General features: G+C 63.5%; 31 protein-coding genes. 12 read left to right on the forward strand and 19 right to left on the reverse strand.

All coding sequences use genetic code 11. The features are described from left to right. Positions 1–4: 4 nt before the first annotated feature. The 5 genes from ACNFBR_RS26775 to mcpP all read right to left on the reverse strand — a co-directional run bounded on the left by ACNFBR_RS26775 (position 5) and on the right by mcpP (position 4257). Positions 5–583: an adhesin gene (locus tag ACNFBR_RS26775; protein ID WP_416737515.1), complete on the reverse strand. Its 579-nt coding sequence runs from the start codon at positions 581–583 to the stop codon at positions 5–7. A gap of 1 nt (position 584) precedes the next feature. After that, positions 585–1025 carry a hypothetical protein gene (locus tag ACNFBR_RS26780; protein ID WP_416737516.1) on the reverse strand — a complete coding sequence of 147 codons (441 nt, stop codon included), beginning with the start codon at positions 1023–1025 and terminating at the stop codon, positions 585–587. Positions 1026–1322: 297 nt separating this feature from the next. Beyond that, the gene (locus ACNFBR_RS26785; RefSeq protein ID WP_416737517.1) at positions 1323–1880 is read right to left on the reverse strand and encodes an AAA family ATPase; all 558 of its coding nucleotides are present in this window, start codon (positions 1878–1880) and stop codon (positions 1323–1325) included. Continuing rightward, on the reverse strand, positions 1877–2443 hold the full coding sequence (gene pnuC / locus ACNFBR_RS26790; protein ID WP_416737518.1) for a nicotinamide riboside transporter PnuC: 567 nt from the start codon (positions 2441–2443) through the stop codon (positions 1877–1879). Before pnuC ends, ACNFBR_RS26785 begins: the two co-directional genes overlap by 4 nt. A 179-nt stretch (positions 2444–2622) precedes the next feature. Next, positions 2623–4257: a methyl-accepting chemotaxis protein McpP gene (mcpP, locus tag ACNFBR_RS26795; protein WP_416737519.1), complete on the reverse strand. Its 1635-nt coding sequence runs from the start codon at positions 4255–4257 to the stop codon at positions 2623–2625. Positions 4258–4556: 299 nt separating this feature from the next. Here mcpP and ACNFBR_RS26800 point away from each other — a divergent pair, with 299 nt between their 5' ends. Next, positions 4557–5387: an undecaprenyl-diphosphate phosphatase gene (locus ACNFBR_RS26800; RefSeq protein WP_416737520.1), complete on the forward strand. Its 831-nt coding sequence runs from the start codon at positions 4557–4559 to the stop codon at positions 5385–5387. Beyond that, on the forward strand, positions 5380–5793 hold the full coding sequence (locus tag ACNFBR_RS26805; RefSeq protein ID WP_416737521.1) for a DUF1294 domain-containing protein: 414 nt from the start codon (positions 5380–5382) through the stop codon (positions 5791–5793). Before ACNFBR_RS26800 ends, ACNFBR_RS26805 begins: the two co-directional genes overlap by 8 nt. 58 nt (positions 5794–5851) lie before the next feature. Here ACNFBR_RS26805 and ACNFBR_RS26810 read toward each other — a convergent pair whose 3' ends face one another. After that, positions 5852–6211, reverse strand: coding sequence for an MmcQ/YjbR family DNA-binding protein (locus tag ACNFBR_RS26810; protein ID WP_416737522.1), 360 nt, complete (start codon positions 6209–6211; stop codon positions 5852–5854). After that, positions 6204–7106, reverse strand: coding sequence for a LysR substrate-binding domain-containing protein (locus tag ACNFBR_RS26815; RefSeq protein ID WP_416737523.1), 903 nt, complete (start codon positions 7104–7106; stop codon positions 6204–6206). The genes ACNFBR_RS26810 and ACNFBR_RS26815 overlap by 8 nt, the downstream gene beginning before the upstream one ends. 133 nt (positions 7107–7239) lie before the next feature. On the opposite strand from ACNFBR_RS26815, the gene ACNFBR_RS26820 reads away from it, so the two are divergent. Next, positions 7240–7851 carry an FMN-dependent NADH-azoreductase gene (locus ACNFBR_RS26820; protein WP_049277030.1) on the forward strand — a complete coding sequence of 204 codons (612 nt, stop codon included), beginning with the start codon at positions 7240–7242 and terminating at the stop codon, positions 7849–7851. 139 nt (positions 7852–7990) lie between these two features. Here the strand turns inward: ACNFBR_RS26820 and ACNFBR_RS26825 are convergent, their stop codons facing one another. The 3 genes from ACNFBR_RS26825 to ACNFBR_RS26835 are packed head-to-tail and all read right to left on the reverse strand — an operon-like array spanning position 7991 to position 11796. Beyond that, positions 7991–9193 carry an NAD(P)/FAD-dependent oxidoreductase gene (locus ACNFBR_RS26825; protein WP_416737524.1) on the reverse strand — a complete coding sequence of 401 codons (1203 nt, stop codon included), beginning with the start codon at positions 9191–9193 and terminating at the stop codon, positions 7991–7993. An 11-nt stretch (positions 9194–9204) separates the two neighbouring features. Then, positions 9205–9804, reverse strand: coding sequence for a helix-turn-helix domain-containing protein (locus ACNFBR_RS26830; RefSeq protein ID WP_416737525.1), 600 nt, complete (start codon positions 9802–9804; stop codon positions 9205–9207). Between the two features lie 39 nt (positions 9805–9843). Beyond that, positions 9844–11796 (reverse strand): FAD-dependent oxidoreductase, encoded by a 1953-nt coding sequence (locus tag ACNFBR_RS26835; protein WP_416737526.1) that lies wholly within the window; start codon positions 11794–11796, stop codon positions 9844–9846. 298 nt (positions 11797–12094) lie between these two features. Between ACNFBR_RS26835 and ACNFBR_RS26840 the strand changes: the two genes are divergently transcribed. From ACNFBR_RS26840 to ACNFBR_RS26855, 4 genes are all read left to right on the forward strand, one after another. After that, complete coding sequence (locus ACNFBR_RS26840) at positions 12095–12979, forward strand: EamA family transporter (RefSeq protein ID WP_416737527.1); 885 nt, start codon at positions 12095–12097, stop codon at positions 12977–12979. Between the two features lie 69 nt (positions 12980–13048). Then, positions 13049–13369 (forward strand): YbjQ family protein, encoded by a 321-nt coding sequence (locus tag ACNFBR_RS26845; RefSeq protein WP_003253898.1) that lies wholly within the window; start codon positions 13049–13051, stop codon positions 13367–13369. Positions 13370–13507: 138 nt separating this feature from the next. After that, on the forward strand, positions 13508–13696 hold the full coding sequence (locus ACNFBR_RS26850; protein WP_003253897.1) for a hypothetical protein: 189 nt from the start codon (positions 13508–13510) through the stop codon (positions 13694–13696). A gap of 140 nt (positions 13697–13836) precedes the next feature. Next, a complete protein-coding gene (locus tag ACNFBR_RS26855) occupies positions 13837–14148 on the forward strand; it encodes a hypothetical protein (RefSeq protein WP_416737528.1) in 312 nt (103 codons plus the stop codon). Positions 14149–14194: 46 nt separating this feature from the next. Here ACNFBR_RS26855 and ACNFBR_RS26860 read toward each other — a convergent pair whose 3' ends face one another. After that, positions 14195–14527, reverse strand: a complete 333-nt coding sequence (locus tag ACNFBR_RS26860) for a hypothetical protein (protein WP_416737529.1) — start codon at positions 14525–14527, stop codon at positions 14195–14197. 301 nt (positions 14528–14828) lie between these two features. Continuing rightward, positions 14829–15971 carry a class C beta-lactamase gene (ampC, locus tag ACNFBR_RS26865; protein WP_416737530.1) on the reverse strand — a complete coding sequence of 381 codons (1143 nt, stop codon included), beginning with the start codon at positions 15969–15971 and terminating at the stop codon, positions 14829–14831. A gap of 118 nt (positions 15972–16089) precedes the next feature. Between ampC and ACNFBR_RS26870 the strand changes: the two genes are divergently transcribed. Next, complete coding sequence (locus ACNFBR_RS26870; protein WP_416737531.1) at positions 16090–17082, forward strand: bile acid:sodium symporter family protein; 993 nt, start codon at positions 16090–16092, stop codon at positions 17080–17082. A 14-nt stretch (positions 17083–17096) separates the two neighbouring features. Here the strand turns inward: ACNFBR_RS26870 and ACNFBR_RS26875 are convergent, their stop codons facing one another. Beyond that, entirely contained in the window at positions 17097–17690 is a 594-nt protein-coding gene (locus ACNFBR_RS26875) for a DUF4157 domain-containing protein (protein ID WP_416737532.1), read from the reverse strand. Then, positions 17677–18240: a TetR/AcrR family transcriptional regulator gene (locus tag ACNFBR_RS26880; protein ID WP_416737533.1), complete on the reverse strand. Its 564-nt coding sequence runs from the start codon at positions 18238–18240 to the stop codon at positions 17677–17679. Before ACNFBR_RS26880 ends, ACNFBR_RS26875 begins: the two co-directional genes overlap by 14 nt. An 89-nt stretch (positions 18241–18329) precedes the next feature. Here ACNFBR_RS26880 and ACNFBR_RS26885 point away from each other — a divergent pair, with 89 nt between their 5' ends. Next, on the forward strand, positions 18330–19061 hold the full coding sequence (locus ACNFBR_RS26885) for an SDR family oxidoreductase (RefSeq protein ID WP_416737534.1): 732 nt from the start codon (positions 18330–18332) through the stop codon (positions 19059–19061). A 29-nt stretch (positions 19062–19090) separates the two neighbouring features. Continuing rightward, the gene (locus ACNFBR_RS26890) at positions 19091–19705 is read left to right on the forward strand and encodes a 2-hydroxychromene-2-carboxylate isomerase (RefSeq protein ID WP_416737535.1); all 615 of its coding nucleotides are present in this window, start codon (positions 19091–19093) and stop codon (positions 19703–19705) included. Here ACNFBR_RS26890 and ACNFBR_RS26895 read toward each other — a convergent pair. From ACNFBR_RS26895 to ACNFBR_RS26915, 5 genes are all read right to left on the reverse strand, one after another. Then, on the reverse strand, positions 19678–19977 hold the full coding sequence (locus ACNFBR_RS26895; RefSeq protein ID WP_416737536.1) for a hypothetical protein: 300 nt from the start codon (positions 19975–19977) through the stop codon (positions 19678–19680). The two genes, ACNFBR_RS26890 and ACNFBR_RS26895, sit on opposite strands and share 28 nt — an antisense overlap. Before the next feature lie 2 nt (positions 19978–19979). Next, entirely contained in the window at positions 19980–20525 is a 546-nt protein-coding gene (locus ACNFBR_RS26900; RefSeq protein WP_003248033.1) for a cupin domain-containing protein, read from the reverse strand. 81 nt (positions 20526–20606) lie between these two features. Next, positions 20607–21812: an MFS transporter gene (locus ACNFBR_RS26905; RefSeq protein WP_416737537.1), complete on the reverse strand. Its 1206-nt coding sequence runs from the start codon at positions 21810–21812 to the stop codon at positions 20607–20609. Positions 21813–21895: 83 nt separating this feature from the next. Beyond that, on the reverse strand, positions 21896–22429 hold the full coding sequence (locus ACNFBR_RS26910; protein ID WP_416737538.1) for a cytochrome b: 534 nt from the start codon (positions 22427–22429) through the stop codon (positions 21896–21898). Continuing rightward, complete coding sequence (locus tag ACNFBR_RS26915; RefSeq protein ID WP_416737539.1) at positions 22426–23478, reverse strand: catalase family peroxidase; 1053 nt, start codon at positions 23476–23478, stop codon at positions 22426–22428. Before ACNFBR_RS26915 ends, ACNFBR_RS26910 begins: the two co-directional genes overlap by 4 nt. 124 nt (positions 23479–23602) lie before the next feature. Between ACNFBR_RS26915 and ACNFBR_RS26920 the strand changes: the two genes are divergently transcribed. Together ACNFBR_RS26920 and ACNFBR_RS26925 are read left to right on the forward strand one after the other, a co-directional pair. Next, positions 23603–24124 carry a sigma-70 family RNA polymerase sigma factor gene (locus ACNFBR_RS26920; protein WP_416737540.1) on the forward strand — a complete coding sequence of 174 codons (522 nt, stop codon included), beginning with the start codon at positions 23603–23605 and terminating at the stop codon, positions 24122–24124. Next, the gene (locus ACNFBR_RS26925; protein ID WP_416737541.1) at positions 24121–24873 is read left to right on the forward strand and encodes an anti-sigma factor family protein; all 753 of its coding nucleotides are present in this window, start codon (positions 24121–24123) and stop codon (positions 24871–24873) included. The genes ACNFBR_RS26920 and ACNFBR_RS26925 overlap by 4 nt, the downstream gene beginning before the upstream one ends. Positions 24874–25018 lie beyond the last annotated feature (145 nt).

A 25018-nucleotide genomic window follows, 5' to 3' on the forward strand; every position in this document is an offset into this window, starting at 1 on the left:
AGGGTCAATCCGCGACCCGGATGCTCAAGGTGTTGGCCATGCGGTTTCCCACCCCGGCACTCTGGTTCAACTGGATCACCCCACGGCTACCGGTGAAGGCCTGGTCACTGGTGGTGACCTGGCGATAGCCGGCTGGAATGTCAGTTGCTCCGGAGTTGTTGATCAGCGCCACGTTTTGTTGCAGGAGGACGCTGTCGTCGATGCTTTGCGGCTGTGCACCAATGCTGATGCTCATTGCGTTGGCTTGCTGGGTGTTGGCGCCCGCGCTCTGGTTGACCCCCAGGGCGCCGCTGCCGTTGCTGAAGGCGTTGCCCTGAATGGTCGAGCGGGCATCCATCGCGGGGTCGGCGGGGGTGGTCAACCGTTGCCGGATCTGCGTGCTGGCGTTTGCTTCAGGCCCCACCGCAATGGCGCGCGCATTGACCTGTTGCTGTGCGTCGCCAGCGGCCTGGTTGACCGAGAGGTTGCCCTGGTAGCGGCTGCCGGAACTGTCGATGTCGGCGTTGTTGATGACCGGGACCAAGGATTGCGCGAAGGCCGGTGCGCTGCACAAGGCGGCCAGAATCAGCAGCATGTGCTTCATCTCACTTGCCCCCGCCAGTCAGTATCTGCAGCGGCGCAAGGCCACGTTGCACACTTGAGTTGACCATGTTGGCGATGCCGTTCCCCGAGCCTCCGGTGCCGCGACCGCCCGACAGGTTGGGCAATTGGTTCTGGTTGCCGAGGTTGCCACCCAGGTTGTTGGTCTGCTGGGTGATCATGTTGCTGATGCCCGCACCGCTGCTGATGCTGGCGAAGTCGCCATCGCTCAGTTCGTTGGTTTGCTTGAGCACATAGGCAGAAGGGTTGGCGTTGACTGTGGTAGGGCTTGGATCGGGGATCAGGGGGGGGATCGTCGCGTTGCGTACTTGTACGTCGCGCTTGATGATGATGATCCCGTTGTCCGCATGGGCGGTCAGGCTCAATGACCCCAATACGCAACCTACCAAAAGCAGGTGATGGAGGCGTTTGTCTCTTTTCCTCACGACGGCAACTCCTTCTTTGAGCGCTGGCCCTGTTCAGCGATGCGAACAACAGAGCAGAAGGTGTGCCGTTTTTGAGAAGCGTTTGCAGATCAAGCGGTTAGAGTAGGAGGCTGACAAACTGCGACGCATTCTGTCTCAGTGATGAAACAGTCGGCCGCACGCCTTGCCGGGCAAGCCAGCAGTGGCCTTGATTGGAAGGGTTTTTGCAGGGGTGTTTCATGCGCTTGACACTGTCCCCGAAGCGGGGGAAAGCCCCGCATTTCCGGGGGCTTTGCCCCACCGGGGTGTGTCAGTGGCTTAACACTCGGTTGGGCAGGCTGGCGCATCGCTATCAAGCAGCTTAGCAACTGCTTGCAGGGCCAGCAATTGGCGCTGCGGCCAATTGCCCTCAAGTATCTGGTGTGGCTGGTTGTGTCGCTTCAGCCAGGCCAGGCTGTCGTCGAAAAAGCGTTGGCGATCGCTGAGCTCGGGTTGGCAACGCTGGCCGTCGGCAACCCAGTCCACGTCTTGTGGGCTGAGCAACAGGTGCAGGTCGTAACGCCGCGCCAGCAGTGCCTGCTCCAGCCAGGCGGGGCAATCGTCGAACAGCGCCTGGCTCCAGAGCATGTTGCTGAGCAGGTGGGTGTCGAGAATCAGCAGCGGTGGTGCCTGCTCGCGGGCGCGGTCTTCCCAGGCCAGTTGGCCCCTGGCGATGGTGGGAATATCGGCGTAGCAGGTATCGCGGCAATGCTGGTCGATGAAGTGGCGCACGTACTCGGCCACCACCACGCCACCGAAATGCGCCTGGATCACCCCGCCCAGCCAGCTTTTGCCGCTGGATTCGGGGCCGCACAGCACCACTACCTTCGTGTTCATGGCTGCACCAACGCCGGGTCACGGCGCCATTCCAGCCAGCCACGTACGGCAATCAGGGTCAGTACGGCGAAGAAGCCAGCGGTGAAATACAGCTGTTGGTGCAGGTACTGGCCCACATAGATGATGTCCACCACCACCCAAAGTGGCCAGCACTGCAGGCGTTTCTGCGCCATCCACAGCTGCGCCACCAGGCTGAAGCCCGTCAGGGTGGCATCCAGCCAGGGCAGGGCGGCATCGGTCCAGTTGGCCATGGCCGCGCCTAGCGCTGCGCTCAACAACACCCCAGCGGCCAGGCCGGTGAACAGCGCCGAGCGTTGCAGGCGAGAGACTTGGCGGGCGTCTTCAGCGTGGTCGGGGCGCTTCCATTGCCACCAGCCGTACAGTTGCAGGATGGCGTAAGCCACCTGCAGCAGCATGCCCGAGTACAGCTTTACTTCGTAGAACAGCCAGCCGTAGATCAGCACCATGACCAGGCCGATGGGCCAGCACCAGGCGTTCTGCTTGACCGTGAGCCAGACAGCGGTGACGCCGAGGACGGCGGCGATGAGTTCAAGGCCGGACATCGGCGATCCTTGGGGCTGCGGGGAAGGGGCGCGATTGTAGCCGGTCGGACCGTGAAGGTGTAGGTACCTGATGCACGATAGGCGAACCCCTGTAGGAGCAGCCTTGTGCTGCGAAGAAGCCGGTAGAAATCTGCTGGATTTACCGGCCTCTTAGCAGCACAAGGTTGCCCCTACAAAAGCTACACGCGGAACTGGCGCAGCAACTGCTCCAGTTCTTCGCTCAACTGCCCCAAGGCCACCCCGGCATTGCTGGACTGGCGCGCCGCATCAGCGGTCTGCTGGGACAGCCCGGCGGTATCCAGCACGTTGCGGTTGATCTCCTCGACCACATGGGCCTGCTGCAAGGTGGCGCTGGCGATGGAGGCATTCAACGCAGTGAGGTTGTTCAGCGCCTGGTTGATGGCGTCCAGGCTGGCTCCGGCCTCACGGGCTTGTTCGACGGTCTGGCGCGACGCCTCGCTGCTGGTGTCGATGGCCTTGACCGCAGCGTCCGACTGACTCTGCAAGTGCTCGATCATGGTATGGATCTCGGCCGTCGACTGCGCCGTACGCTGGGCCAGCAGGCGCACCTCGTCGGCGACCACGGCAAAGCCTCGGCCTTGCTCGCCGGCCCGTGCCGCCTCGATGGCCGCGTTCAGCGCCAGCAGGTTGGTCTGTTCGGCAATGGAGCGAATCACGTCCAGCACGCCGCCGATGCGCGTGCTGTGCCCGGCCAGGTCGCGGATCACCTGTACGGCCTGATCGATGGTCAGCGACAGCCGGTCGATCTGCGCCAGGCTGCCGTGGATGGCCTGTTGGCCGTGACTCACCTGCTGCTGCGCGGTGCGCATTTCCCCGGCGGCCTGTTCGGCGGTCTTGGCCACGTCCTGCACGGCGTAGGTCACTTCATTGACCGCAGTGGCCACCTGGTCCATCTGCAGCGATTGCTGGGCACTGTGCTGTTGTGCCGCGCCCGCATTGTCACCGACGTGCCCGGCGGACTGGGCCAACGCATGGGCCGCCCCCTGCAACTGGCCGACCACGCCTTGCAGCTTGCCGTTGAAGCGGTTGAAGTGCTCGCCCAGGTGGGTGATCTCGTCGCGGCCATGGGTGTCCAGGCGTCGGGTCAGGTCGCTTTCGCCGCTGGCGATGTTGCCCATCGCCTGCACCGCATCCTGCAGCGGGCGCGCGATGCTGCGGGCAATCAGCATGACCACCAGCGCCATCAGCAGGGCAATGCCCACGCCGACCAGCGAGGCGTCGCGCAACTGGCGGGTGAATTCGGCCTGTACGTCATCGACGTACACACCCGAACCGATGATCCAGCCCCAGGGTTTGAACAGCTGTATATAGGAGGTCTTGGCCACCGGCTCACTGGCGCCAGGCTTGGGCCAGCGATAGTCGACCGGGCCGGCTTCCTGCTGGCGGGCCAGGGCGACCATCTCGTTGAACACGGCAAAACCATCGGGGTCGCGGATGGCGGACAGATCCTGGCCGTCGAGCTTGGGGTTGGCCGGATGCATGATCATCTTCGGTCCCAGGTCGTTGATCCAGAAATAGTCGTCGTGGTCGTAGCGCAGTGCGCGCACCACTTGCAGTGCCTGTTGCTGAGCCGCTTCGCGGCTGAGCGTGCCAGCGGCTTCCTGGCCTTGGTAATAGGCCAGCACGCCGGCGGCGGTCTGCACCACGTGGCGGGTCTTTTCCGCCTTGGCCTGGTACAGGTCACCATGGATCTGGCGCAGCATCAGCAGGCCCAGCACCACCAGCATGGCCACCGCCACCACAAGGATCAGCCACAGGCGCCGGCTGATCGACATCGATCTCAGAGTGTTCATCCAGGAGCTCCCGCATTGTTCTTTTTATTGAGGTGCATCGAAGCATGCTTTGCAGCAAGCCCCCACTCGACTAATGGCTAAGTGCTATCTTTGTCACAGTCTGCAGCAGGTCGGGTAAAGCGATTGCAAAGGCGCTCTGCTAGGATTTCGGCCGCGCAAGATGAAACCTTTAACACGCGTGAACTTTTCTACTGGCGTTGCGCCCAACAGTCGCTGTAAAACAGCCGGGCCGCGTGCGGCAATCACAAGCAAATCAAGAACAAGGGGCCTGCAACGAGCAGCGCTCCATCGGGGGAATGATGGATTTTTGGACTGCCTTTCAGGCAATCATCTTGGGCGTGGTCGAGGGGCTGACGGAGTTTCTGCCGATCTCCAGTACCGGCCACCAGATCATCGTCGCCGACCTGATCGGCTTTGGCGGCGAGCGCGCCATGGCTTTCAACATCATCATTCAGCTGGCGGCGATCCTGGCGGTGGTGTGGGAGTTTCGCAGCAAGATTTTCGAAGTGGTCTTCGGCCTGACCAGCCAGCCCAAGGCGCGTCGCTTCACGGGCAACCTGCTGTTGGCATTCATACCGGCGGTGGTGCTGGGCGTGCTGTTCGCCGACCTGATTCACGAGTACCTGTTCAACCCCATTACCGTGGCGGCGGCACTGGTGGTCGGTGGTGTCATCATGCTCTGGGCCGAGCGCCGTCAGCACCGTGTGCAGGTGGACCATGTGGACGACATGCGCTGGAGCCATGCGCTGAAAATCGGTTTCATCCAGTGCCTGGCGATGATCCCGGGCACTTCGCGCTCCGGTTCGACCATTATCGGTGGCCTGTTGTTCGGCCTGTCGCGCAAGGCAGCGACCGAGTTCTCGTTCTTCCTGGCGATGCCTACCATGGTCGGTGCGGCGGTGTATTCGGGCTACAAGTACCGCGACTTGTTCCAACCCGCCGACCTGCCGGTATTTGCGATCGGCTTCGTGACTTCGTTCATCTTCGCCATGATTGCCGTAAGGGCGTTGCTCAAGTTCATTGCCAACCATAGCTACGCGGCCTTTGCCTGGTACCGCATTGTATTTGGCCTGTTGATTCTGGCGACCTGGCAGTTCGGTTGGGTCGACTGGTCGACCGCACATGGCTGAGGCACTGCGCGGGCAACGTGCGGAGGGCGTGCGCAATGTGCGCCTGAAACTGCTGCTGTTAGGCCTGCTGTGCCTTTTGCCGGGCCTGGGAGCGGCACGCATGGCCTGGAGCGACCAGAGTTGGTGGCCGCTTGCGCTGTACCCGGCGATGAGCCTGATCAGCCTGTTGTTGTATTGGCAGGATAAACAGCAGGCGCGTACGCAGGCCTGGCGGACCCCTGAAAAAGTGCTGCATGCCAGTGAATTGCTGGGGGGTTGGCCGGGGGCGCTATTGGCGCAGCAGCTGTTCCGGCACAAGACCCGCAAGGTTTCGTACCAATTGGTGTTCTGGGGGATTGTGCTGCTGCACCAGGTGTTCTGGGCGGATTGGCTGTTTCTTGACGGACGCTATCTGCCCTTTGGTTGATGCATGACTGTACCGGCCTCTTCGCGGGCTTGCCCGCGAAGAGGCCGGTACAGGTTGTCTAGATCAACAACCCCACCTGCAACCGCTTCGGCAACCGTCGCACCACCAACTGGTGCGAGCGCTGTAGCAAGTCACACAGCTCATCCCGGCCCATGGGGTAGGGCAGCGCCATGCTGATCCACCGCGCTCGCGCCAGGTACGGTGCTGGCCTTACCCCGGGTCGGTCGCAGTAGCCGAGAAATAGCTCGTCGGCCACTTTGAACGACAACCCTGCACCCGCCAGGTCAAGCACCGCGAACATCTTGCTGCCCGCCACCGAAAACACTCGGATACCGCCCCATTTGTAGTCTTCCTGCGCGCCCGGCAGGCTCAGGCAAAACGCCGCCACCTGGGCTTCGCTCATCCTGCTCTCAGACATACCGCTCTCCACAGGCTTCGAAAGACGCCGCCAAGTGATCGATCCACACCCGCACCGCAGGCAGCAAGCCGCGCCGGTGTGGATACACCGCCTGCAGGTAGCCACCCGGCAGCGACCAGTCGGGCAGCAGGCGCACCAGCTCGCCACGTTCCAGTTCCTCTTCACAGAACATGCTAGGCAGTGCGGTGAACCCCAGTCCGGCCCGTACAGCTGCGTTACGTACTACGAAATCATCGATCGCTAAGCGCGGTTCCAGGGCGATTTCCTGCTGTTTGCCGTGGGGGCCGAACAGGCGGAAGTGTACCAGCCGGTCTGCTTCGGCGGCGCCTAGCACTGGCAAAGACGCCAATTCGCTCGGTTCGCGAATGTGGTCGGCGAAGCCGGGGGCGGCCACCAGTTGCATCTGCGCCTGGCGCAGACGGCGGGTCACCAAAGCCGGGTCTTCGTCGCCCAGGTCGCGCACGCGCAATGCCACGTCGATGCCTTCGGAAATCAGGTCGACCCGGCGGTTGATCAGCACCATGTCCAACTGCACCAGCGGGTACTGTTCAAGGAAGCGGCTGATCACATCCGGCAGAAAGGCATGTGCCAGTGCAACCGGGCAGGACACCCGCAAACGCCCGCGCGGCTCGCTGCTCATGCTGGCCACGGTTTCATCGGCCGCTTCGGCCTCCAGGAGCATGGCTTGGCAGTGATGCAGGTAACGCTCACCTACTGCGGTGAGCTTGAGCTGCCGGGTGGTGCGTTGCAGCAGGCGTGTACCCAGGCGCTCTTCCAGCTCGGCGATACGCCGCGACAGGCGTGACTTGGGGATGCCCAGCTGGCGCCCGGCGGCGGCGAAGCCACCGGCTTCGACCACGCGTGCGAAGTAAAAGAGATCGTTGAGGTCTTGCATGGGAATGTCTCACTGTTCCACCTGTGGGACAAACTAACGCATTTTTGCCAGCTTATCAGCCATTGATCATCCCGATAGGATTCTCCCCATCGTGATCGCCTACTGACGCGGTCTTCAATCACAGGAGAGTCCCATGAAACTGTTGCACATCGATTCGAGCATCCTGGGCGACAATTCCGCCTCCCGCCAGTTGAGCCGCGAAGTGGTCGAAGCCTGGAAAGCTGCAGACCCAAGCGTCGAGGTGGTTTACCGCGACTTGGCTGCCGATGCCATTGCCCACTTCTCCGCCGCTACCCTGGTAGCCGCGGGCACCCCTGAAGACATGCGTGACGCCGCCCAGGCATTCGAAGCCAAACTCAGCGCCGAGACCCTGGAAGAGTTCCTGGCTGCCGATGCCGTGGTGATCGGCGCACCGATGTACAACTTCACCGTGCCGACCCAGCTCAAGGCCTGGATCGACCGCGTTGCCGTCGCCGGCAAAACCTTCCGCTACACCGAAGCCGGCCCGGAAGGCCTGTGCGGCAACAAGAAAGTGGTATTGGTTTCCACTGCGGGTGGCCTGCACGCTGGCCAGCCGACCGGCGCCGGGCATGAAGACTTCCTGAAGGTGTTCCTGGGCTTTATCGGTGTGACCGACCTGGAAATCGTCCGCGCCCACGGCCTGGCCTACGGCCCGGAGCATCGCAGCCAGGCGATCGATGCCGCACAGGCGCAGATTGCCAACGAGCTGTTTGCGGCTGCCTGATCTAAAGCGCAACGCTTCTGGTCGGTGCCGTACCTGTAGGAGCAGCCTTGTGCTGCGAAGAGGCCGGTAAGCCCAGCAGATTTCTGCTTATCTTACCGGCCTCTTCGCAGCACAAGGCTGCTCCTACAGGATTGCGCGTTCAGGCTACCGGGATGGCTGGATCAGCCGCCGCCAGGGCCGCTGCGCGGTCGGCCGCTGGCGGGTAGATCCACACGGTATTGATCTGTGATTTCAGCACCTTGGCTTCGGCCTTGTCCTCCGGTGGCGACACCGCGCGCTCCCATCCTTCGGTATACACCGCCCCCCAGGCGCCCAGGTCCAGGCACGTCACGTACTTGGGCTGGCTGTAGGTCACGGGTGCTACGCCAATCAACTCCGCAGCGGCATTGTTGCCGGCATGGCGCCCCAGCGGAATCGCATGCTGGCACGACATTACGGCATGGTTGCCAAGCGCGTCACAGGCGGCGTAGGCCACGTCTCCAGCGGCGTACACCGCCTCATTGCCCTTGACCTTCAGGTTGCCATCGACGTGCAGGCGCCCCTGGCGGTCGCGTTCGCCGCTGATTTGCTCGGTGAGGGGGTTGGCCTTGAAGCCCACCGTCCACACCACCGTGCTGGCGTCGATGCGCTGGCCGTTGTCCAGTAGCACGCCGGCAGGGTCTACCGATGCCACCGTAGTGCCACAGATCCACTCCACGCCCAGCGCCGCGCAGGCTTGCTCGATCGCCGGGCGGATACCGTCACCCAGCGCCGCGCCAAGCTTGGCGCCACGGTCGATCACGACTACGCGCAACGCAGCGTCTTCACCCAGTATCGCGCGCAGGCGGGCAGGCAGCTCGGTGGCGGTCTCGATGCCGGTAAAACCGCCCCCGGCCACCACCACGGTGTTGCGTGCCGGCGTGTCCGGCAGGCTGGCCAGCGACTTCAGGTGGGTTTCCAGGCGTGCGGCGCTGTCGAGCTTGTCGACATCGAAGGCATGTTCGATACCGATCCCCTCAGGCCGGTTGAGCACACTGCCGCAGGCCATGATCAAGCGGTCGTAGGGCAGGGCGCACTGGGTGCCGCTGCGGGTACGGTAACCGACCCGGCGAGCCTCCTCATCAATGTGGTAGGCAGTACCTTGCACGAAGCGGACATTGACCGCATCGAACAGCTCCTGCAGCGGCGCGGCCATGGTGTGTACGTCGGGCTCGTAGAAGCGTGGGCGTACATGCAGCTCGGCTTGGGGCGCGAGCAGAGTGACCTCGACATCCTTGCTGCCGTTGAGGTCAAGCTGACGGATGGCGCTGAGCGCGCTCCACAGGCCGGCAAAGCCCGCGCCAATGATCAGAATCTGCTTCATGGTTGTGCTCCTTAGAATGTTGGCGGTGTGATCACCCAGATCACCACGGCATCCACTTCACCGGGGTTGCCATAGCGGTGAGGCTCTTGGCTCGAAAAGCTGAAACTGTCACCTTCGTTCAGTTGGAAATGCCGCTCGCCTACCCACAGCTCGAAGGTGCCGCTGAGGAGGTAGCCAGCTTCTTCACCGTCATGGCTGTAGCTTTGCTGGCTGTAGGTGCCTGGGGGGAAGCGTGAGTGCAGAACCTCCAACTGGCGGTTGGGCTGGGGGGTGAGCAATTGATCGACGATGCCATCCTCGTAATGCACACTCAGGCGGCTGTTGCGCCGTACCACGTAGCCCTGGTCCTCGGGCGCTGTGATGGCTTCGCTGGCGAAGAACCACTGGATGGTCACGCCCAGGCTGCGGGCGATGTTGAACAGTGCCGGGATCGACGGGTAGGAGAGGTTGCGCTCCAGTTGGCTGATGTAGCCGGCGGTCAGTTCACTGTGTGCGGCCAGCTCCGCCAGGGTCATGCCACGGCGCTTGCGCAGGCCGCGGATGCGGGTACCGAGGAACTGCGGCGCGGCGCCCCCGGCTTCGCTGGCGGGGGGCTGGGGAAGTTGGCTCATGCACTTCGGTCCATCGCAAAAGCCGCAGTATGTACAGCCTCAGAGTGCCCAGGCAACCGTGAGGCCATCGTGAATCGCTTCTTCGGCGGTGCGTGGCGCCAGGCAATCCCCAATCCGCCGGACCTCCACCAGGCCGGCCAGTTCAGTGGCCAGGCGGTCTTGCGGTTGATGGCCCAGGCACAGCACCAGGGTGTCGATGCCTTCGAAGATCATCGGTTCGCCGCTGGCGGTGTGCTCCAGGTACACCGTGTTGTCGTCGCTGCCATACAGGCGAGCGTAGGGGGTGATGGGTATGCCCAGGCGATGCAGTTCGCCAGCCAGCTGATCACGTACATAAAGCGGCAGGCTCTCGCCGCAATGGGTGCCATTTACCGCCAACTGCACCTGATGGCCTTCGCGCACCAGGCGTTCGGCGATACCGGGGCCGACCCAGTCGCAGCGCCAGTCGATTACCAGCACCGAACGCCCCGGCTTCACTTCATTGCGCAGCACTTGCCAGGCGTCCACCACCTGCAGCTCTCCGGTGCGCTCGAAGGCTGGCCAGTAGGGGGTGGCGCCGGTCGCGGCGATGACCAGGTCAGGGCGCTCACGTTCGACCAGGGCACGGTCGACCCGGGTGTTGCGCACCACCTGCACACCGGCCAGGGCCATTTCCCGCTGCAGGTTGGTGCTGGCACCGCCGAACTCGCTGCGCCGTGGCAGCAGCTGGGCCAGCAACACCTGGCCACCGAGCTGCGGCCCGGCCTCGTACAGGGTGACCTGGTGCCCCCGGGCAGCGGCCACGGCGGCGGCTTTCATCCCGGCAGGCCCGCCACCAGCGACCATGATGCGCTTGGGCGAGGTCGTGGGCGTGAGTTGCCCGTACTGCAGCTCACGCCCGGTTTCCGGGCGCTGGATGCAGGAAATAGCCAAGCCACGGTGGAAGTGGCCGATGCACGCCTGATTGCATGCGATGCAGGCACGCACATCCTCGACCTGGCCACGTTCGGTCTTGTTCGGCATCGACGGGTCGCAGATCAGCGCGCGAGTCATGCCGCACACATCGGCTTGGCCGCGAGCCAGGATCAGCTCGGCTTCCTGGGGCTGGTTGATGCGCCCGGTGACGAACAGCGGGATATCCAGCTGCTGCTTGAAGGTACCGGCTTCGCGGGCCAGGTAGGCCGCTTCGATAGCCATCGGCGGCACGATATGCACGGCGCCGCCGAGCGATGCCGAGGTGCCGGCGACGATGTGCAGGTAGTCGAGCTGCCCCTGCAAGGCCACGGCGGCCGCCAGCGACTCGTCTTCGCTCAGCCCCTGGCTGTCGCGCTCGTCAGCGCTGATGCGCAGGCCGATGATGAACTGTTCGTCGGTGGCGGCGCGCACAGCGGCCAGCACTTCGCGCAAAAACCTCAGGCGCTGGTCCAGTTCGCCGTTGTAGCCATCGGTGCGTAGGTTCACCCGTGGGTTGAGGAACTGCGCAGGCAGGTAGCCATGGCTGGCAACCACCTCCACACCATCCAGCCCAGCCTGGTGCAAGCGGCGGGCGGCGCTGGCGTAGCCCTGGACGATTTCGTCGATCATCGCCTGGTCCAGCGCGCGCGGCATGACCCGGAAGCGTTCATTGGGCACTGCTGAGGCCGAGTAGGCCACTGCCAGCAGGCCGTCCGCCGACTCCATGATTTCCCGCCCGGGGTGAAACAGCTGCGACAGCACCACGGTGCCGTGCGCATGGCAGGCCTCGGCGAGCTGGCGGTAGCCGTCAATGCAGGCATCGTCGGTGGCCATCAGCACATGCGAGGTGTAGCGGGCACTGTCGTGCACCCCGGCGACCTGCAGCACGATCAGGCCGACGCCGCCGGCAGCGCGATCGCGCTGGTAGGCGATCAACTTGTCGTTGACCAGGTTGTCGGTGGGCAGGCAGGTGTCGTGCCCAGTGGACATGATGCGGTTCTTCAAGCGTTTGCCGCGGATTTGCAAGGCTTCGAACAGGTGTGGGAAGGCGGTCTGCATACAGGCGGCTCCGGTACGGTGTTGTTCTTGTTTTTATTATGAAAGTGTAGCGATAGTAAAAAATCAACTTATTTATTTACTATCGTGCGACTAGGTTTCCCTTACCCTCATAGCGAGCCAAGCTTGCCGAGCGGTGGTTCAGCGCACTGGGGGAGGGAGGTAATGCGCTGCAACTGCCGTGGGAAAAGGAACAGTCACTGTTGCGCAACCCTTGGCCGCAACTGTGCTGGTCCATCGTTGAGGAATAGCCTTATGCTGTAACGAAATATGTCTAAAAAGCCTGCAGAAGGAAGTCGCAATGCCGCTCAAGGACCTGCTCATCGCCCTGGTGGTGATCGTCGCCTGGGGAGTCAACTTCGTGGTCATCAAGGTTGGCCTCGATGGCTTGCCGCCGATGCTGCTGGGGGCATTGCGTTTCCTGTTGGTGGCGTTCCCGGCGATCTTGCTGGTCAGGCGGCCCAAACTGCCGTGGCGCTGGCTGATCGCCTATGGTGCGACCATTTCGCTGGGCCAGTTCGCATTCTTGTTCCAGGCCATGTACAGCGGCATGCCGCCAGGGTTGGCCTCGTTGATTCTGCAGTCGCAAGCCTTCTTCACCCTCGGTTTCGCTGCGTTGTTCCTCGGTGAACGGCTGCGCCTGGCCAGCGTGCTTGGGCTGCTGGTTGCGGCCAGCGGCCTGGCACTGATCGGCAGTGAGGACGGCGGCCATGTGCCCATGCTGGCGCTGGTGCTGACCTTGTGCGGCGGTGCCATGTGGGGCCTGGGCAACATCATTACCCGGCGTTTTGGCTCGGTTGACCTGGTGGCGTTGGTGATCTGGGGTGGGCTGATCCCGCCACTGCCGTTCCTGGCGCTGTCCTGGTGGCTGGAAGGCCCTGAGCGCATCGGCCATGCCTTGGCCAACATCAGCTGGAGTTCGGTGCTGGCCCTGGCGTACCTGGCTTTTGTGGCCACCATGCTCGGCTACAGCCTGTGGAGCAAGTTGCTATCGCGTCACCCGGCAGGCAAGGTGGCACCGTTCTCACTATTGGTACCGGTGATTGGCCTGAGTTCGTCGGCGTTGCTGCTGGGCGAACGCCTGACCGCAACCCAGGGCTGGGGTGCATTGCTGGTGATGGCCGGGTTGCTGGTGAACGTGTTCGGTGCGCGCATCGGCCAGCGTTTGCGGGCGGCTAGCGCGTAAGCCACGCGAGTCTGCCGGACTGCGCTCTGCTAGAATCGGCCTCTTTTGCCTGGCCAACGGAGCGCACCCATGATCATTTCCACCACCAGCCAGCTCGAAGGCCGCCCGATTGCCGAATACCTGGGCGTGGTCAGCTCCGAGTCGGTGCAGGGTATCAACTTCGTGCGCGATTTCTTTACACGGTTTCGCGACTTCTTCGGCGGCCGCTCGCAAACCTTGGAAAGCGCGCTGCGCGAGGCCCGGGAGCAAGCCACCGAGGAACTCAAAGCCCGGGCACGCCAGTTGCAAGCCGATGCGGTAGTGGGGGTGGATTTCGAGATCAGCATGCCGTCGGTACAGGGTGGCATGGTCGTGGTATTTGCCACTGGCACGGCAGTGCGCCTGAAGTAGGGCCACCTGCCACTGGTCGGCCGCAAGGTTCTTGTCCGAGCGGTCTGCAAATGACCAGCTAGTCTCATTTTCACTGGCCGCGTTTCCTGGGCGACTTTTCTGGTTGCCGGCGCGACCGCCACTGGAGGGAGACAGGGCATGAGCGAATCCTTTTTCGAAGACCTGAACGATGCGTTCCCGATCAACAGTCAAGTGCGTTGCGGCCAGGCGGCATTCCGCCTGGGGTTCGCCCATATGACGCTGGATGATTCGGAACAACTTCAGCCTGCACACCTGCAGCGCAGCAAAAAAGGCCGCTTCATGCCGCGGGTACCGCTTAAGAAGTGATCCCGCTCCAGCACAACCCCGCCCAATGGCGGGGTTTTTATTGCCATTCGTTGATCCGCCTCATGGTATTGCCGGGTAGCGCTCGCCGGATGGCCACCGCTGTGGTTTTCTGATGCGGCATTCCAGTAACGGAGGATTGAATGCTCATGCGAGTCAGGGAAAAGACCTATTGGCAGTGGGCCGACGCCCAAATGCACAGCCGCTGCCACGACGAAGCACTCAGCGACGGCACCACACTGGACGTACGGGTGCGCTTGTCGCGCCTGGGGGCGACACAACTGTTTCTGGGTTTGTATGCTGGGGATGGTCGGGCGTTGCTGGAAGAGTACTACCCCACGCGACCGGGCGAGACCATGACCCGCGCGTTGGTGTGGGGTGTCGACCGGGCCCGGGCGATGGCCACGGGTGCCTTGCCCTTGCCGGACACCCGGTTGCACCGGCGCCAGGCATGAAAAAGCCCGGCCTATGCGGGCCGGGCTCTGGTAAGGGTGCGAACCCTCAATTAAGCGGTTCGATCACCTTGACTGCCTGCTGCTCACGGGCAGCGGGCCATTCTTGTTGCAGGGTCTGCAGTAAGCGGCCAACGAACTCGGTGTCGGCGGCGGCCTTCTTGCCGACGTAGCCTTGGCCACGGCGGTAGACCTTGAAGCGGGCACGCATGCTGGGCAGGTGCTCTTCGAATTCATCTTCGACGGTGTTCGGTGGCAGGCGATCGAGGCGCACTTCACCGGTTTGGCTAACCCACAGCAAGTGGTCGTCGAGGCTGTCCTTGCGCAGGGCGAACAGCTGGGCCAATTGGTCGATAGTCGGATTGTTGTTCAAGTTCATCATAAAGCCCCCATTACCCATTCGTAGGTGATTTTCACAGTTGGCGCTACCACGGTGTAGCGCACTACCAAGGCTGCTACAGCAGCATCGCAACAGGGGCTTTCTCACGCTGCCTTTTGGACAGTTTCCCTCTCCACGGACGGCCTGCGTTACCGCGCAGGCCGTCTGGAACACCCTTGCCACCGCTCCCGATCGGGGAGACGGCTTCATCATGCACAAGGGCGATGAACGGCGTCAACCATTTTGTAGTGAATATTTTTGCTCACTACATTCCTGTCGATTTGTTCGACAATCACGGTTCCCGTTACAGTCCCGACAGTATCTCGAAGGCTGCGCGTACCCGCGCTTCGTTCGGATAATTCCGGTTAGCCAGCAGCACGACTGCCAACTGCTCGGCGGGCACAAACGCAGCGTAGGCGCCGAAGCCGTTGGTTGAGCCGGTCTTGTTGTACCAGGCTGCCGGCAGCGCGGGCAGGGCCGGTTGCAAGCGTGTGGTTGCCTGTGGTTCACGGATCAGTCGTGGGCTGTTGCCATCGACCAGCGTGCTCAGCGTGACCGGGTAGGGGTAACGTTCCCAGCCCAGGCCCTGAGTCATGGCACCGACCTGGAAGTAGCCCTGCTGGGTAATGGCAGTGGCTTTCATCAGCGCCGGTGGCAAGCCCTGCGGCTGCATGTGCAGGCGCACATAGCGCAGCAGGTCGCTGGCGCTGGTCTTGATGCCGTAGGCCTCGTCGGCGTAAGGGCCAGGGCCGACGCGCACCGGCTTGTCGGCGGAGTCGTAACCTTGGGCATAAAGCCCTTGGGCGCTGGCCGGCACCTGCAGGTAGGTGTTCTCCAAGCCCATTTTCGTCAGCAGGCCCTCGCTCATCAGGGTGGCAAACGGTTGCTGCTGCGCGCGGGCGGCCAGGTCACCGAACAAGCCCAGGCTTGGGTTCGAGTAGCAGCGTTGGGTACCGGGTTTGGCGCGAGGTTGCCAGTGGCGGAAGAAATCGACCACCTGCTGCGGTGTTTGCACCGTATCCGGGAACTGCAGTGGCAGGCAGTCGGCGCTGTAGGCGCCCAGTTCCAGCACGGTCGCGTCACCAATGGGTACGCCGCCCAGTGCCGGATGATAGCGCTTTGCCGGGGCATTGAGGTCCAGCTTGCCTTCGGCGCTGGCCAGTGCGGCGAGGGTGGCGGTGTAGGTCTTGCTCAGCGAGCCGATCTCGAACAACGTGTCGCGGCTAACCGGCACGTTGTCGGCTTTGCTGGCCACGCCGTAGCTGAAGTAGTGCGCGTGGTCGCGGGCATAGATGGCCACGGCCATGCCGCTGATACCTTGTTCCTGCATCAGCGGGCGGATGATCCGGTCGACCTTGGCTTGCAACAGGTCGTCGGCCTGGGCGCAGGCATGGCCCAAAGTGAGGGTAATGGCGGCTGCAAGTGCAGCCAGGCGAGGGCGGGGCATGGCGGGTCCTTTTATGGAGCGTGTCCGTTGAGCGATACCGCTGGGGGTTCCGGCGTTAGCAGCGAAAAGCCGCAGACCTTATCGTCTGCCCTTGCACAATGACAAGATGGACACAGTGATGAAGTATTTACGCATGTTATTCGACAATTTCACCCTGGCCTTGCTCGGCGTGGTGTTTATCGCCACCGTGCTGCCTTGCTCGGGCGATGGCGCGGTGTATTTCGGCTGGCTGACCAACTTGGCCATCGGCCTGCTGTTTTTCCTGCATGGCGCCAAGCTGTCGCGTGAAGCGATCATTGCAGGTGCCGGGCACTGGCGCCTGCACTTGCTGGTGTTCTCCTGTACGTTCGTGCTGTTCCCACTGCTGGGCCTGGCGTTCAAGCCGCTGTTCGTACCGCTGGTAGGTAACGAGCTCTACCTGGGCGTACTGTACCTGTGTGCCTTGCCGGCCACCGTGCAGTCGGCCATCGCCTTTACCTCGCTGGCCCGCGGTAATGTGCCAGCGGCCATCTGCAGCGCGGCGGCCTCCAGCCTGCTGGGTATCTTCCTTACGCCGTTGCTGGTGATGATGTTGCTGGGCGCCAGTGGTGATACGGGGTCCGGCCTGGATGCCGTATTGAAGATCACACTGCAGCTGCTGGTGCCATTCGTGGCCGGGCAGATTGCGCGGCGCTGGATTGGCGCCTGGGTCAAGCGCAATGCGCGCTGGCTCAAGGTGGTGGACCAGGGGTCGATCTTGCTGGTGGTGTACACGGCCTTCAGCGAGGCTGTGGTGACCGGCCTGTGGCACACCGTATCGCCGCAGCACCTGGCCGGCTTGTTCGTGGTGTGCGGTATTTTGCTGGCGGTGGTGCTGTTTGGCACTCGCCTGCTTGGCAAGGCATTGGGCTTCGACCTCGAGGACCGCATCACCATCCTGTTCGCCGGTTCCAAGAAGAGCCTGGCTACCGGCGTGCCAATGGCCCAGGTGTTGTTCGTGGGCAGCGGGATTGGCGCGATGATCTTGCCGCTGATGCTGTTCCACCAGATCCAACTGATGGTGTGTGCCGTGCTGGCGCAGCGTTATGCCAGCCGCGAGCAGGTGGCGCAGGAGGCTTCGGCAGCGTCCTGACAATCGCGTTGCCGCTACCTGGCTTGCCCGGAAGTACGCGCGCGCAGCGACTTGCCGACCTCGGCCTCGATCTCGTAGGCCGGGCTCTCCAGGTCGTCATAGTTGCGCGTATAGCGCTGGGCAAACTCCTCCACGCCCAGTTCCTGATACTGCTGCACATGCTTGAGCTCGTGCGCCCACAAGGCCACGTTGTCCTCGGCATCGCCAGCCCGGCGGAAGATGATCGTGTCGATCAATGTCACGGCGTTCACATCGGGGTTCTGTAATAGCGCATTGGCTGCGCTCATCTGTTGCTCATCCCCCACCCGAAAGCGGGCCGCGTCGAGCACGGCGAAGTCATACCAGGGTTCAAGTTGCGCCCGGATATGCAATGGAATCGGCTGTACACCGCTAGCCGTGGCTTCGTCGCGTGCCTGGCGCAGGGCAAAAGCCAGGCTGGACGAGGCCATGACCTCGACATCCTTGAGGATCTGCCCAGCCTGGCCAGGGTCGATCGGGGCGCAGAAGCAGCCCATCAGGCACACCTGGTACTGCCCTGGCGGGCAAGCCTGTTCAGCGAGTGCTGGTAGGGCCAGCAGCAACCCCAGCAGTGCGCTAATTCGCCTCATGCAAGGCCTGTTCGACGAATTGGCGGCTGGCGTCCAGTACCTGCGCCTGTACGCTTTCACTGGCCAGCATGCGCCCCACCAGCAGTGCGCCGACGCACTGGCTGATCAGTACCCAGGCCAATTGTTCATCCTCCAGGGTTGTGCTCCAGGCACGGTGCAGTTCCAGCAGCCAGTGCTCAGCCACTTCACGCACCGGTGCTTCGGCGCGGGCAATTTCCACTCCCAGCGGCGGCAGTGGGCAGCCACCCTCGGCATTGTGCAGGTGGGCCAGGCTCAGGTACTGCCGCAGGCAGCGGCCCAGGCGCTCGCGGTTGGCACCCTGGCAGGCCAGGCGTGCCAGCGGGCTGTTGCACAGTTCCTGGCGCACCACCTCGGTAAACAGGTCGTCCTTGGACGGGAAGTGGTTGTAGAAGGCACCCCCGGTCAGGCCGATCGCCTTCATCAACCCAGCTACGCCGGTGCTGGCAAATCCCCCGCGTTTGGCCAGCGCGCCGCTGCTGGCCAGCAGCCGTTCGCGGGTTTGCTGTTTGTGTTCGTTGGAATAGCGCATTCAAATGCCTCTGCAGGCGGGCTTGACGATGACCGCGATCATAACATAGCGTTCGTTTACTAAACGATCATTCACCAATGGAGGTGAGCATGACAGAACAACAAAAAGTAGTGCTGGTGATCGGCGCGGGCGACGCCACCGGGGGCGAGATTGCCAAGCGCTTTGCTCGTGAGGGTTACATTGCCTGCGTAACCCGGCGCCAGGCTGACAAGCTGGAGCCGCTGCTGGAGGAAATACGCGCTGCCGGTGGCCAGGCCCACGGTTTTGGTTCTGACGCGCGCAAGGAAGAGGAGGTCGCGGCGCTGGTCGAGGCTATCGAGCGTGACATTGGCCCAATCGAAGCTTTTGTCTTCAATATTGGCGCCAATGTGCCGTGCAGCATATTGGAAGAGACCCCGCGCAAATACTTCAAGATCTGGGAAATGGCCTGCTTTGCCGGCTTCCTGACCGCCCAGGCAGTGGCCAGGCGCATGGTCCAGCGTGAGCGCGGCACGATTCTGTTCACCGGTGCCACTGCCGGTACCCGCGGCGCGGCGGGTTTTGCCGCCTTCGCCGGGGCCAAGCATGGCCTGCGCGCACTGGCACAGAGCATGGCGCGCGAGTTGGGGCCACGCAACATCCATGTCGCCCATGTGGTGGTGGACGGTGCCATCGACACGGCCTTCATCCGCGACAGCTTCCCCGAGCGCTATGCCCTCAAAGACCAGGATGGCATCCTCGATCCGGCGCACATTGCCGACAGCTACTGGTTCCTGCACGCCCAGCCCCGCGACGCCTGGACCTTCGAACTGGACCTGCGCCCCTGGATGGAACGCTGGTAAGCCCCTATCACCACGCAAGGACCGTAACCATGCACAAGACTGTCGATTTCTATTTTGACCTGGGTAGCCCGGCCAGCTACCTGGCCTGGACCCAACTGCCAAGCCTGTGCGCCCGCCAAGGTGCCACGCTGCGCTACCAGCCAATACTGCTTGGAGGGGTGTTCCAGGCCACCGGCAACGCCTCGCCGGCGACGATCCCGGCCAAGGGGCGCTACATGTTTACCGACCTGGCACGCTTTGCCGCGCGCTACGAGGTACCGTTCGGGATGCCATCAGGGTTCCCGATCAATACCCTGGCCTTGATGCGCGGCGTGCTGGGTACCCAGTTGCGTTCGCCGGAGCGGTTCGAGGCCCTGTTGTCGGCGCTGTTCAATGGGCTATGGGCACAACGCCGCAACCTGGGCGATAACGCAGTTCTGGATGAAACACTGACCCAGGCAGGCTTCGACCCGCAGGTATTTCACGGGTTGACGGCTGACGGTGAAGTAAAAGCTGCGCTGAAGCAGGCGACCGAGGCGGCTGTGGCGCGCGGGGTGTTTGGTGCGCCCACCTGCTTTGTGGGCAATGGGATGTTCTTCGGCCAGGACCGCCTGGACTTTGTAGAAGAAGCACTGCGTCAGGGCGCCAGCAGCCTCTCCAGCTGAGTGCGTTCCCACAGGCTGAGCAGGTCGGTGGGGTTGGTGCCGTAGCGCTGCCAGTCCTCGAGCCCGGCCTGTACACCGTCGGGGGCTTGGCAATGAACGCAATGTGCCAGGCCCTCGGCATCCAGGGCCAACGTCAATCGCCAGCCTTGGATTACGACATCGACCAGGCCGCCATCGCGACGTGCCTGCACCTCAAGGTGATGCACGCCAAGGGCCGCGTTGCGCAGGCTCTGGTAAATATCCCGAGTGTTCAGCGCGCTGCAGCCCGTCAAGTTCAGAAATTCGCGGGCGTGTTGGCGCTGATGATCTCGGCCTCGTCCGGGCCGATGTTCTTGAAGCTGTGCGGCAGGGTAGTGGGGATATAGTAGCCATCGCCCGAGTTGAGCACGCTGACCTGCCCATCGACCCACAGCTCTACGGTGCCGCGGGTGACCAGGCCACATTCTTCACCCTCGGCGTGCACGATTGGCTCGCCCGAATCGGCGCCGGGCGCGTACAGCTCACGCAGCATGCGCATCTGCCGGCCTTCGACGCTGGCACCGACCAGCAGCATACGCAGGCCGTTGCGGCCCAGGTCTGGCTGTTCGCCACCACGGAACACGTAGCGCTCTTCACGCACCGGCTCGTCGAAGCTGAAAAACTCCGCCAGGCTCATGGGAATGCCTTCGAGCAGTTTTTTCAGGGAGCTGACCGAAGGGCTGACGCGATTCTGCTCGATCTGCGAGATCGTCGAATTGGTCAACCCGCTGCGGCGGGCCAGTTCCCGTTGGGAGAGGTTGTTGCGTTCACGCACCAGTTTGAGTCGCGTCCCCGTGTCCATAGCCGCCTTGTAATCAGAGGTGTCAATAATAATGAGCGATGCGCATTAAAACACACTCTGCGCGCTTGCGCGCTGTGCTTGTCAAAGCCGCTGTTCACGCGGCATCGGCCAGAGCCCGACGAGCAGCAAAAGTACCGCCACGGCCAGGAATGGCAAGCGCGGATCCAGGGCATACACCAGGGTGCCAGCCAGCGGCCCGATCACCGCGCCCATACCCTGGGCGGCGCCAATGGAGCCGGCCGTGGCACCTTGCTCGGAGGCCTGCATGGCATTGGCCGCCAGTGCCGAAAATGCCGGGAACACAAAACCCATGCCCGCTGCCGCAACGAAGTAGCAAGCCCACAACCAAGGGGCTGTGGTGGCCAGCGAGCCGCAGGCGAAGCCCAGTGCTGACACCGTAGCGCCCACTCGGATCATCTTGAGCGGTGGCCACTCCAGCTGGCGCAGTATTGCTTGCGCCATGATCAGTGCCACGCCCACCGTGGTCAGGGCGATGCCGGCAGCCTGAGCCGCTTCGGCAGGGCCCAGGTGCAAGCGATCGAGGGCAAAGAAACCGACGATGACCTGCGACACGGTCACACTGAGCATGGCACTGAATGCCACCAGCAATGGCCGGCGCAGGCGTGGGTCGTTCAGCCGCACCGCGCTGGGTGCATGATTGTGGGGTAATGCCTGAGGTTTGAGGGTTAACAGCAGCACCAGGAAGGCCGTGGCCGGCAGCAGCGACATGATGTGGAATGGCAGGCTCAGGCTGTGCCGCGCCAGCAGCGCGGCCAGCGCCGGCCCGACCACCAGGCCCACGGCGTTGGCCGCGCCCAGTGAGGCCATGGCCCGGGCCCGGCGTTGCGGCTCGACATGGTCGGCGATCAACGCATTGCAGCCCACCGGGATGGCGGCGTAAAAAGCGCCGATACAGCCGCGCGCGACCATCAGGCCAATGAACGCCAGGGTCGCCCCCGGCAGCCAGCGCAGCGCACCTTCGACGAACAAGCACAGCAGCCAATAGGCCAGGGTAAAGCCGGCGCTGCCCAGCAGTAGAATGCGCCGGCGGCCCAGGCGGTCTGCCGCGCGGCCCCAGGGCCGGGCCAGCAGCACCCAGACCACACCGGCCACGGTGATAGCGGCGCCGGCTTGCCAGGTGGCCATGCCAAGTTGGCGGGCAATCGGGCCGATCAGGGCGACGAAGGCCATCATCGACATGGTGCAGGCCATGTTGGCCAGCAGCAGTGGGCGCAAGTCCAGAGTGCTGGCAGGTAGAAGGGTGGCAGGATCCTTTGCGACGTTCATAAGCAGTCCAGGGTAGTGCGGCAAGTAAAAGCCGATCTTATTAAGAATAATTGTCGCTTGTCGAACCCCTGGGCTGTTGCAGGTCAATCGCTGCGACGCAAGGGGCCAGGCCACATGCTACGCAACACACCGTCGCGGCGCACCCACGCGTGCATCAGGGCTGCCCCCACATGCACCAGTACCGTGGCGAACAGCAAGTAGCCAGCCCAGCCATGGGCCTGGCGCAGCACGGCATACAGTTGCAGGTTGTGCGGGGCGATGGCGGGTAAGCCGAGCGGGCGCGGGTAGCCGCCCGCCGACAGCATGGCCCAACCCAGCAATGGCATGGCCAGCATCAGCCCATAGAGCAGCAGGTGCGAGGCCCCGGCAGCCCAGCGCTGTAGCGCTGGCAGGTCGTGTGGTAGGGGCGGGTGTGGCACGCTCAGGCGCACTGCGATGCGCAGCACCACCAGCACCAGCAGGGCCAGGCCGGTGACTTTGTGCAGGCCGATCAGCAACGGGTGGCGCGGCGACAGGTCGGCCACCATGCTCACACCGATGAACAACATGGCCAGGATCAGCACGGCCATCAGCCAGTGCAGCAGGCGGGCAACAGGGTGGAAGGCTTGGGGATTCATGGCTGGGCTCCAGTGCTGAGCGATTCGCGGCTACGGCGGTTGAACGATTCCGAATAGGCGGCCGAGCGGGCGGCGAGGATCGGGTCGCCCGACGCCTCTATGCCATGGGGCAGGATCAGCGGATCGAAATTCAGGTCGCGGCAAGCCCCTTGCTCGGGGGCGTCCACCTGTTCCAGCACCAGGGTGCCGGCATCCACGCTGCGCCGCTCGGCGGGCCATGGGCGGGCAGGGTCGTCCACAGGATCGCCTGGGTCGGCCAGGACCAGGCGTAACGTCCAGCGCAGCGGGCCTTGGGCAAGGCGTTGTTGCAGGTCGTGTTGCAGGAATTGCTTGTCATCGACCTGGGTGGGCAATGCCGCAAATGCACTTTGTGGCTCAAGCTGCCAACGCACCGGGTGGGACGCGCCCGCGCCATCGATCAGGCGGAAGGCATTGATACTGTGGTATTGGGTGCTGGCGAAACTGTCGCTGGGTTTGTAGCTTGCCGCCCATTGGCGAAATGCCGCGCTTTCCGGGTGGGCGGCGAAGAACGCCTGCATCCTGGCGGGGTCCGGTTTGCCGGTGGCAGGGTCGGGGGCGCCGGCCAGTACTTGCTCATAGAACCCTTGCGGCGTGCTGACCGCCAGCACCGGTGGGTTGTTCATGCCGGTGCGCCAGATTTGACCGTCATCGGTGCTCAGCTGAATCGCCAAGCTGCGTACCGGTATGCCGGTATCTGGCGCGAACGGGTTGGCACCGCCAATGGCGAAACGGCCGATCACCGGCACCCGCTGCTGGCTGAAGACGCGCGCCGTGGACAGGTTGGCGGCCTGCCCGCTGGGTTGGAAGTAGCCGCTGACGCACAGGCCCTTGGCGTGGTTCTTGCGGTAGCCCGGGTAATGCCCGGCCTGGGCCTCGAAGGTGTCGATGATGCGCTGTGGTGTCAGCCGGCTTTCGCCGAGCCAGCCCGCGGCATAGGCAAAGCCGGCACCTGCGGCCAGCATCACGGCGCCAATGGCGGCCAGGCGCACCGCTTTAGCCGGGCCGTGCAAGGGTGAGTTCATGGTCATCGTCCGGTTCAGGGAAGGTGCTAGTACGACGGGGCGGGGAAAAAGTTATTCCATCGCCGGGAATAGAATGTGTTCACAGACGTCTGCCCTTTACACTGATAACCCCAGAGGCCGGTACCTAGCCATGCACGATCTGGACGACCACCAATGGCGCGAGCTGCTCACCCGCTTGCGCCGCTTCGCCGTGTGGCTGACCCGCGATTCGGGCAGCGCCGATGACCTGGTACAGGCCACGGTCGAGCGGGCCCTGAGCCGCCGCGACCAGCAACGCGACGCCGATGCCCTGCGCGCCTGGCTGTTCACCATTCTTTATCGACAATTTCTCGACAGTAAGCGCCGTGAGCGCCTGCATGCGCGCTGGTTGTCCTGGTTTGGCCGTAACCCGCTCGACGACGAGCCGGTCGGTGACAACCTCGAAACCATCGTGATGGCCCAGGCCGACCTGCAGGCGTTTGCCCGGCTAACGGCGGAGCAGCGTGCCTTGTTGCTGCTGGTCAGCATCGAAGGGTTGAGTTACAAGGAGGCCGCCCAGGCCTTGGGCATACCCATTGGCACTGTGATGTCGCGCCTGTCGCGCGCGCGCAATGCCTTGCGCGAATTGACCGACGGCACCCCCCAGCCAGCGGCCTTGCGGAGACTGAAATGACGCGCCTGATCCCCAGCGAAGACGAATTGCACGCTTACGTCGATGAGCGCCTGGAGCCTGTGCGCCGGGCCGAGGTGCAGGCCTGGCTGGCGGCCAACCCGCAGGCGGCGGCACGGGTGGAGGGCTGGCGTGCCGATGCCCGGCGGCTGCGCACGGCATTGGCCGGGTTTGGCGAACTGCCCGGGGCCGCGCCGCTGGAGCTGGGCCAGTTGCGTCGGCAATTGCGCCAGCGTCGACAACGGCGCTGGGCGGCGGCGGCGGTGGTGATGCTGGCGTTGGGTGTGGGTGGTTTGGGCGGCTGGCAAGTGCGCGATGCAAGCCTGGCGCGCATTGACTTGCCCATGGCTGATGCTGTTCAGGCGCACCGCTTGTTCGCCGCTAGCCAAGCGCTGGATATCCAGGCCAGTGACTCAGGGCAGTTGCGCGACTGGCTGGGGCGCCATTTCAGCCGCGTGGGTCAGCTGCCGGACCTGGCGGGCTACGGCTTTAAACCGGTGGGTGCGCGCTTGCTCAGCAACGAGCAAGGGCCGGCGGCGTTGCTGGTGTTTGAAGATGGCAAGGGCCAGCGCATCAGCCTGTTCCTACGTTCACCTGGCGAGCAGTACCGGCGCATGCCGGATGGGCAGCGGGTCGATGGCCAGCTGGAGGCGCGGTATTGGTCCCATGGGGCTTACAACTTTGCCTTGGTCAGTGCGGCGAACGATGTGCGTGGGGCGGGAGTGGGGGAGGCTTTGCGATTGGGGTTGTGAATGCCGGGCGCATGTCTTGATTCTTGCGGTGTGTGTGAGATCGAGCGCCGCCCGCGCGGCGCATCGCGAGCGAAGCTCGCTCCTACGTTTGTTTCGGGCCAGTAACGCCTGCGCCAACGCGCGCGACCGCCTTGTTTGTACGACG

Origin of the sequence: Pseudomonas sp. NY11955 (genome assembly GCF_048068035.1) — a bacterium.
GTDB lineage: Bacteria > Pseudomonadota > Gammaproteobacteria > Pseudomonadales > Pseudomonadaceae > Aquipseudomonas.

Excerpts from the sequence above, each read along its gene's own strand:
- ACNFBR_RS26890 (WP_416737535.1), top strand. The coding sequence starts at position 19,091 with ATGCACAAGACTGTCGATTTCTATTTTGACCTGGGTAGCCCGGCCAGC.
- ACNFBR_RS26885 (WP_416737534.1), top strand. The coding sequence starts at position 18,330 with ATGACAGAACAACAAAAAGTAGTGCTGGTGATCGGCGCGGGCGACGCC.
- ACNFBR_RS26805 (WP_416737521.1), top strand. The coding sequence starts at position 5,380 with ATGGCTGAGGCACTGCGCGGGCAACGTGCGGAGGGCGTGCGCAATGTG.
- ACNFBR_RS26880 (WP_416737533.1), bottom strand. The coding sequence starts at position 18,240 with ATGCGCTATTCCAACGAACACAAACAGCAAACCCGCGAACGGCTGCTG.
- ACNFBR_RS26840 (WP_416737527.1), top strand. The coding sequence starts at position 12,095 with ATGCCGCTCAAGGACCTGCTCATCGCCCTGGTGGTGATCGTCGCCTGG.
- mcpP (WP_416737519.1), bottom strand. The coding sequence starts at position 4,257 with ATGAACACTCTGAGATCGATGTCGATCAGCCGGCGCCTGTGGCTGATC.
- ACNFBR_RS26815 (WP_416737523.1), bottom strand. The coding sequence starts at position 7,106 with ATGCAAGACCTCAACGATCTCTTTTACTTCGCACGCGTGGTCGAAGCC.
- ACNFBR_RS26905 (WP_416737537.1), bottom strand. The coding sequence starts at position 21,812 with ATGAACGTCGCAAAGGATCCTGCCACCCTTCTACCTGCCAGCACTCTG.
- ACNFBR_RS26875 (WP_416737532.1), bottom strand. The coding sequence starts at position 17,690 with ATGAGGCGAATTAGCGCACTGCTGGGGTTGCTGCTGGCCCTACCAGCA.
- ACNFBR_RS26855 (WP_416737528.1), top strand. The coding sequence starts at position 13,837 with ATGCTCATGCGAGTCAGGGAAAAGACCTATTGGCAGTGGGCCGACGCC.
- ACNFBR_RS26825 (WP_416737524.1), bottom strand. The coding sequence starts at position 9,193 with ATGAAGCAGATTCTGATCATTGGCGCGGGCTTTGCCGGCCTGTGGAGC.
- ACNFBR_RS26845 (WP_003253898.1), top strand. The coding sequence starts at position 13,049 with ATGATCATTTCCACCACCAGCCAGCTCGAAGGCCGCCCGATTGCCGAA.
- ACNFBR_RS26800 (WP_416737520.1), top strand. The coding sequence starts at position 4,557 with ATGGATTTTTGGACTGCCTTTCAGGCAATCATCTTGGGCGTGGTCGAG.
- ACNFBR_RS26785 (WP_416737517.1), bottom strand. The coding sequence starts at position 1,880 with ATGAACACGAAGGTAGTGGTGCTGTGCGGCCCCGAATCCAGCGGCAAA.
- pnuC (WP_416737518.1), bottom strand. The coding sequence starts at position 2,443 with ATGTCCGGCCTTGAACTCATCGCCGCCGTCCTCGGCGTCACCGCTGTC.
- ACNFBR_RS26820 (WP_049277030.1), top strand. The coding sequence starts at position 7,240 with ATGAAACTGTTGCACATCGATTCGAGCATCCTGGGCGACAATTCCGCC.
- ampC (WP_416737530.1), bottom strand. The coding sequence starts at position 15,971 with ATGCCCCGCCCTCGCCTGGCTGCACTTGCAGCCGCCATTACCCTCACT.
- ACNFBR_RS26860 (WP_416737529.1), bottom strand. The coding sequence starts at position 14,527 with ATGATGAACTTGAACAACAATCCGACTATCGACCAATTGGCCCAGCTG.
- ACNFBR_RS26910 (WP_416737538.1), bottom strand. The coding sequence starts at position 22,429 with ATGAATCCCCAAGCCTTCCACCCTGTTGCCCGCCTGCTGCACTGGCTG.
- ACNFBR_RS26920 (WP_416737540.1), top strand. The coding sequence starts at position 23,603 with ATGCACGATCTGGACGACCACCAATGGCGCGAGCTGCTCACCCGCTTG.
- ACNFBR_RS26900 (WP_003248033.1), bottom strand. The coding sequence starts at position 20,525 with ATGGACACGGGGACGCGACTCAAACTGGTGCGTGAACGCAACAACCTC.
- ACNFBR_RS26835 (WP_416737526.1), bottom strand. The coding sequence starts at position 11,796 with ATGCAGACCGCCTTCCCACACCTGTTCGAAGCCTTGCAAATCCGCGGC.
- ACNFBR_RS26775 (WP_416737515.1), bottom strand. The coding sequence starts at position 583 with ATGAAGCACATGCTGCTGATTCTGGCCGCCTTGTGCAGCGCACCGGCC.
- ACNFBR_RS26870 (WP_416737531.1), top strand. The coding sequence starts at position 16,090 with ATGAAGTATTTACGCATGTTATTCGACAATTTCACCCTGGCCTTGCTC.
- ACNFBR_RS26925 (WP_416737541.1), top strand. The coding sequence starts at position 24,121 with ATGACGCGCCTGATCCCCAGCGAAGACGAATTGCACGCTTACGTCGAT.
- ACNFBR_RS26915 (WP_416737539.1), bottom strand. The coding sequence starts at position 23,478 with ATGACCATGAACTCACCCTTGCACGGCCCGGCTAAAGCGGTGCGCCTG.
- ACNFBR_RS26850 (WP_003253897.1), top strand. The coding sequence starts at position 13,508 with ATGAGCGAATCCTTTTTCGAAGACCTGAACGATGCGTTCCCGATCAAC.
- ACNFBR_RS26810 (WP_416737522.1), bottom strand. The coding sequence starts at position 6,211 with ATGTCTGAGAGCAGGATGAGCGAAGCCCAGGTGGCGGCGTTTTGCCTG.
- ACNFBR_RS26830 (WP_416737525.1), bottom strand. The coding sequence starts at position 9,804 with ATGAGCCAACTTCCCCAGCCCCCCGCCAGCGAAGCCGGGGGCGCCGCG.